At 68.9% G+C, this 4585-nt stretch carries 5 protein-coding genes and 1 other RNA gene; 2 read left to right on the top strand and 4 right to left on the bottom strand.

The window, feature by feature from the left end:
* A partial coding sequence (locus WAW85_RS05055; RefSeq protein WP_422558552.1) for a CHAD domain-containing protein occupies positions 1 to 539 on the top strand: 539 nt, incomplete at its 5' end.
* A gap of 9 nt (positions 540 to 548) precedes the next feature.
* Here the strand turns inward: WAW85_RS05055 and WAW85_RS05050 are convergent.
* On the bottom strand, positions 549 to 1400 hold the full coding sequence (locus WAW85_RS05050; protein ID WP_422558551.1) for an SDR family oxidoreductase: 852 nt from the start codon (positions 1398 to 1400) through the stop codon (positions 549 to 551).
* 45 nt (positions 1401 to 1445) lie between these two features.
* Here WAW85_RS05050 and WAW85_RS05045 point away from each other — a divergent pair, with 45 nt between their 5' ends.
* Positions 1446 to 2195, top strand: coding sequence for an acetoacetate decarboxylase family protein (locus tag WAW85_RS05045; protein ID WP_422558550.1), 750 nt, complete (start codon positions 1446 to 1448; stop codon positions 2193 to 2195).
* On the opposite strand, the gene WAW85_RS05040 is transcribed toward WAW85_RS05045, so the two are convergent.
* The 3 genes from WAW85_RS05040 to WAW85_RS05030 all read right to left on the bottom strand — a co-directional run.
* Positions 2188 to 3615: an RNB domain-containing ribonuclease gene (locus WAW85_RS05040; protein ID WP_422558549.1), complete on the bottom strand. Its 1428-nt coding sequence runs from the start codon at positions 3613 to 3615 to the stop codon at positions 2188 to 2190. The two genes, WAW85_RS05045 and WAW85_RS05040, sit on opposite strands and share 8 nt — an antisense overlap.
* A 64-nt stretch (positions 3616 to 3679) precedes the next feature.
* Positions 3680 to 4089, bottom strand: an RNA gene (rnpB, locus tag WAW85_RS05035) — RNase P RNA component class A.
* 37 nt (positions 4090 to 4126) lie between these two features.
* Positions 4127 to 4585 (bottom strand): histidine phosphatase family protein (locus tag WAW85_RS05030; protein WP_422558548.1); only part of this gene is annotated, 459 nt, incomplete at its 5' end.

The following is a 4585-nucleotide window of genomic DNA, read 5'->3' as shown; positions in this document are numbered from 1 at the left end:
ACACCGCACTGATCGACGTCGAGATCACCCGCCATGAGCGCGCAATCCGGTCGGCACGCCATGCGATGTCGACGACCCGGTACCTGCAGCTACTCGATCGTCTCGATGCACTGATCGCGAGCCCGGTCCCCGGCCCGGATGCGGACCGCCGAGCGCGCACGGTCGCCGACGAAGGCATCGCCAGTGCGGTCAAACGACTCCGCAAAGCGGAGCAGAAACTCGCGACGATGGAGCCGTGGTCACCCGAGTGGGTCGAGCAAGTGCACCGAATCCGTAAGCGCGCCAAGGCTGTTCGATACACCGCCGGAGTGGTGCACGAGGTCAACGACCGCGCCGCCAGGAAGACCGCGAAGTCGGCGACGCGAATCCAGTCGCTGCTCGGTGATTTCCAGGACACCGTGGTGAACCGCACGCAGCTCCAGCGGGTCGCGCAGGTTCCCGACCTGCCTCCGCTCGCAGTCTTCATTCTCGGCCGCCTAGACGAGCGTGAGGAAGCACGCGGGCGCGCCGCTGTCGAGGCCTACCTCCGCACGCGCTGATCGACCGGGTTAGTTGCCTTCCGCCCCGCTGCGCTCCACCACGCCGCGCAGCCCGTCAGCACCGAAGATCGGCTCCAGCATCGAGGCGAAGTCGGGGCCACGGCGCAGGCACTGACCGCCGTCGACGTTGATCACCTGCCCGGTGATCCACGTCGAGGAGTCACCGAGCAGGAAGGACGCGAGATCGGCGACGTCGGAGGTCTCACCGACCCGGCCGAGCGGCGTGTTTTCCTGGTAGTCCGCACTGAGTTCGGCACTGGTGAGGATCGGGGCGACCAGGTCGGTGCGGATCAGTCCCGGCCGAATGCCGTTCACCCGTACTCCACTGGGACCTAGCTCGTCGGCGGCCAATCGGACCAGGTGATCCACGGCCGATTTGGTCACCCCGTAGGCCCCGAACCAGCGGTGCGTATTGCTCGCCGCAATGGACGAGATAGCGACGATCGCACCGCCACCGGCCCGCACCAGTTCGGCCGCCGCGTATTTGACGGTGAACATGGTTCCGTTCACGTTGAGGTCGACGGTGCGTTTCCAGGCCGCCGTATCGATCTGGGTCACCGGGCCGATGGTCTCATTCCCACCCGCGCAGGCGACTGTGCCGTGCAGACCACCGCCGTGCTGGGCCGCCGCGGCCACAGCGCCGGCCGTCTGTTCCTCATCGGTGATGTCGGCGACGTGCACCCGCACCGGCGGCGCGTCCGGATACGCTTCGGCGATCGATGCTGCCGCGGCTGCGAGCCGTTGGGCGGTGCGGCCGACCACCGTGACCGCCGCGCCTTCCGCGGCGAGCTTCGCGGCGATTCCGGCGCCGATACCGCTGCCGCCACCGGTGACCAGAATGGATTTCCCTGACAGACTCATAAAAGAAACTGTAACGGGTTCTAGTTTTGATTTAGGGTGGAACGCGTGACCCACCATGAATACGAGGTATCGGGCCAGACGGTGACCCTGCCGGTGCAGATCCGGCACGCGCGCTGCTTCGTTGGCGCCTTCACCGCCGACGCCATCGCCATCGCGACAGCCATCGCGGCGGCTGGCGATCCGCTCGTCGCACTGCGTCCGATCCAGGTACGCCCCGGCCGCGGACTGTGCATGCTCGTCTTCATCGACTACGTCGACGGCGACCTCGGCCCGTACCACGAGTTCGGCGTCTGCTTTCCGGTCACCGCCAGCGCCGGTTCCGGCCCCGGGAGCAGCATGAAGGCCCTGTTCCGCGGCGATGCGCGCGCGGTGGTGCACCGCCTCCCCGTCGACGGCGCGTTCACCCTGGCCGCCGGGCGGGAGATTTGGGGATTCCCCAAGATCATGGCCGACTTCGACGTCGATCACGACAGTCCAGTCAAGCGCGGACGGGTCAGCCAGGATGGCGCGTTGATTGCCGACCTCACCGTGCGTCCCGGGCTGAAAGCGTCCTCGATGACCGCCGACACCACCTTGCAGGTGTACTCCCAACTCGACCGTATCGTCCGGTTGATCCCCTGGCAGATCACCGAGATCGGCCAGACGCAGACCCGGATTGGCGGCGCCCGGCTAGCCCTGGGCGACCATCGGATCGGTCAAGAACTGGCCGGTCTGCGCCTGAGCCGGCACGCACTGATGTCATCGTCCATCGACCACCTCGCGATGTCCTTCGGCGCGGCTGAACAGGTCACCTAGCGGCGAATCCCACGGTGCCGGTCGTCGCATCGGCCGCCACCACCTCGACCGTGCAACGCTGACCGGCGGCCGGTGCTCCCGCACAGGGCGCGATGATCGCCGGTTCGGCTACGAAGATCTCCGCCTCACGCTTCTCGGTCGCCGGGCGCAGCACGATGGCCGCGAAGCGGGAGCCCACCTGGTCGGCCAGCACCGCAGCCTCGGCGAGGTCGATGCTGCGCCGGTTGGCCGTCGCACCGATCGCGTCGGCACTGCGCATCACCTTCCCGAGCCCGGGCAGTGCGGCGCGCACCCAGTCGGGGACCTGCTCCCCGGCCGCCACCGATAGGCACACCTCCGTGGCGAAGCGATCGGCCAGCCGGCGAAGCGGAGCCGTGACATGCGCATACAGCCCGCCGACACCGGCGTGGATCAGCGCGGCCTGCTCGACCGGCACCTCCGGCGGCAGCGACCGGTAGCCCGCACCGCGCATTAGTCGCGCACCGGCCGTCATCAGCGCGAGGGTCGACGGTTCGTCTGGTGCGAGGGTTGCGAGGAACTGTCCCGGCGTGAGCTCACTGGGCCAGGTGGCGCCCAGGGAGTCAGCGGCACGCCGCAGCTCAGCGACCGCCGCACCGCCGGCTCCGGGCAAGGTGCGCAAGAATCCGATATCCGCGCGCGCCATCATCGTTCCGGCGCACATCCCCACCAGCAAGGAGACCTGCGCGTTCCAGCCATCCGCCGGGGTGCGCGGGGCCAGGCGCAAATCCCAATGGCGGCCAGCTCTGGGGTCACGGTGCGGCGCGACCTCCTGATCGGGCAACTCCAGCATCACCGCACCGCGGGCCAGCGACCATTGTTGCCGGAGTTCCCCGAAATCGCGCAAGCCCGCGATCGACGGATGTGGGGTACCGGCGACGATGTCGTCGTACACACCGCCGTAGTCAAGCCGGGCACGCGATCGGACCGTTGCCCGTTCCACCGCACAGGACGCGACCTCGCCGTCGCCGGTGACGTGCACCGTCCACAGCACGGCCGCCCGATCCTGATCGGGAAGCAGTGAACCGAGCCCTTCGGAGAGCACCCGCGGGTGCAACGGCACGTTCCCGTCCGGGAAGTAAATGGTCGCTCCGCGTCGGCGACTCTCCACATCCAGCGCGCTCCCCGGTGTGACCAGCGCGGCCACGTCGGCGATCGCGTAGTGCACCAGATAGCCGTCGCCGTCGGGCACCAGACGCATCGCCTGGTCGAGGTCCTTGGAGCCGGGCGGGTCCACGGTCACCAGCTCCAGATCCCGGCGGTCCACGCGCCGAGCGGCATAGCGGTCGGTCACCGCAGCGGCCTCCGCGGTCACCGCGGCCGGAAAGTCGGCAGTAATGTCGAGTTCCGCGCGTAACCGGTCGAAGTCGAGGCCGGGCGCGACGAGTCTGCGGTCAGCCACCAGGAACCTTCCTTGTCGGCGGGGCCCCAGCAGCGGGACCCCAGCGGCGCGGCAGCGCCGAGGGCGAACGAGCCGGCGCATAAGCCGGATCCTGTCCTGACCTTCCGGTCAGGGGCGACCATCCATCTGGACACACCGTCACCGGGTGCCTCATGCAGCCAACCCGCGAGCTCGGACCAGCCGTCCTCGTACACTCGCGCACCCGCACCGCAGGCGGTGCGGACTTCGGCCTTGCTCCGGGTGGGGTTTACCGAGCCGTCGCGGTCACCCGCGACGCTGGTGCGCTCTTACCGCACCGTTTCACCCTTACCCGCTCCCGAAGGAACGGGCGGTTTGTTTTCTGTGGCACTGTCCCGCGGATCACTCCGGGTTGCCGTTAGCAACCACCCTGCTCTGTGGAGTCCGGACTTTCCTCGACTCCGGCCTGCGCGGAGTTCCGCGCGGTTCCGTCGCCGCGGCCGCCCGGCCGGCTCGTTCGCGCTCTCCAGGATAGCCGCTCTTCCCCCGACCCCTAGCCGAGGTGCGCGGTGTCGAGGTGCGCAGTGTCATTGACCAGGCGCACCACCGACCCGCCGTCCGGGTAGAACTCAGCCACCGACAGGGAGGCCAGGTCCAGATGCAACCGGAACAACAACTCCGGTCCCACCCCGAGCGCATCGCGCAACAGTGTCTTGATCGGCGTCACATGCGACACCGCGAGGATCCGTCCGCCCGGATACTCAGCTAGCAGATCCGCTTTGGCCGCGGCGAGCCGCTCCGCGACCGTCGCAAAGCTTTCTCCGCCGGGCGGTGCAATGTCGACGTCACTCAGCCAACGGGCATGAAGCTCGGGGTCGCGTGCGGCCGCCTCGCGGAAGGTCAGCCCCTCCCACGCACCGAAGTCGGTCTCGATCAGACCGTCGTGCACGTGGACGGGGAGGCCCAGCGTGCGCGCCGCCGCGGCGGCCGTCTGCCGGGCCCGGCCCAGCGG

The organism is Gordonia sp. (in: high G+C Gram-positive bacteria) (genome assembly GCF_049299075.1).
Taxonomy (GTDB): Bacteria; Actinomycetota; Actinomycetes; order Mycobacteriales; family Mycobacteriaceae; genus Gordonia.
Note: the sequence above shows the minus strand (reverse complement) of the source record. Positions and strands in the feature narration are given on the sequence as shown.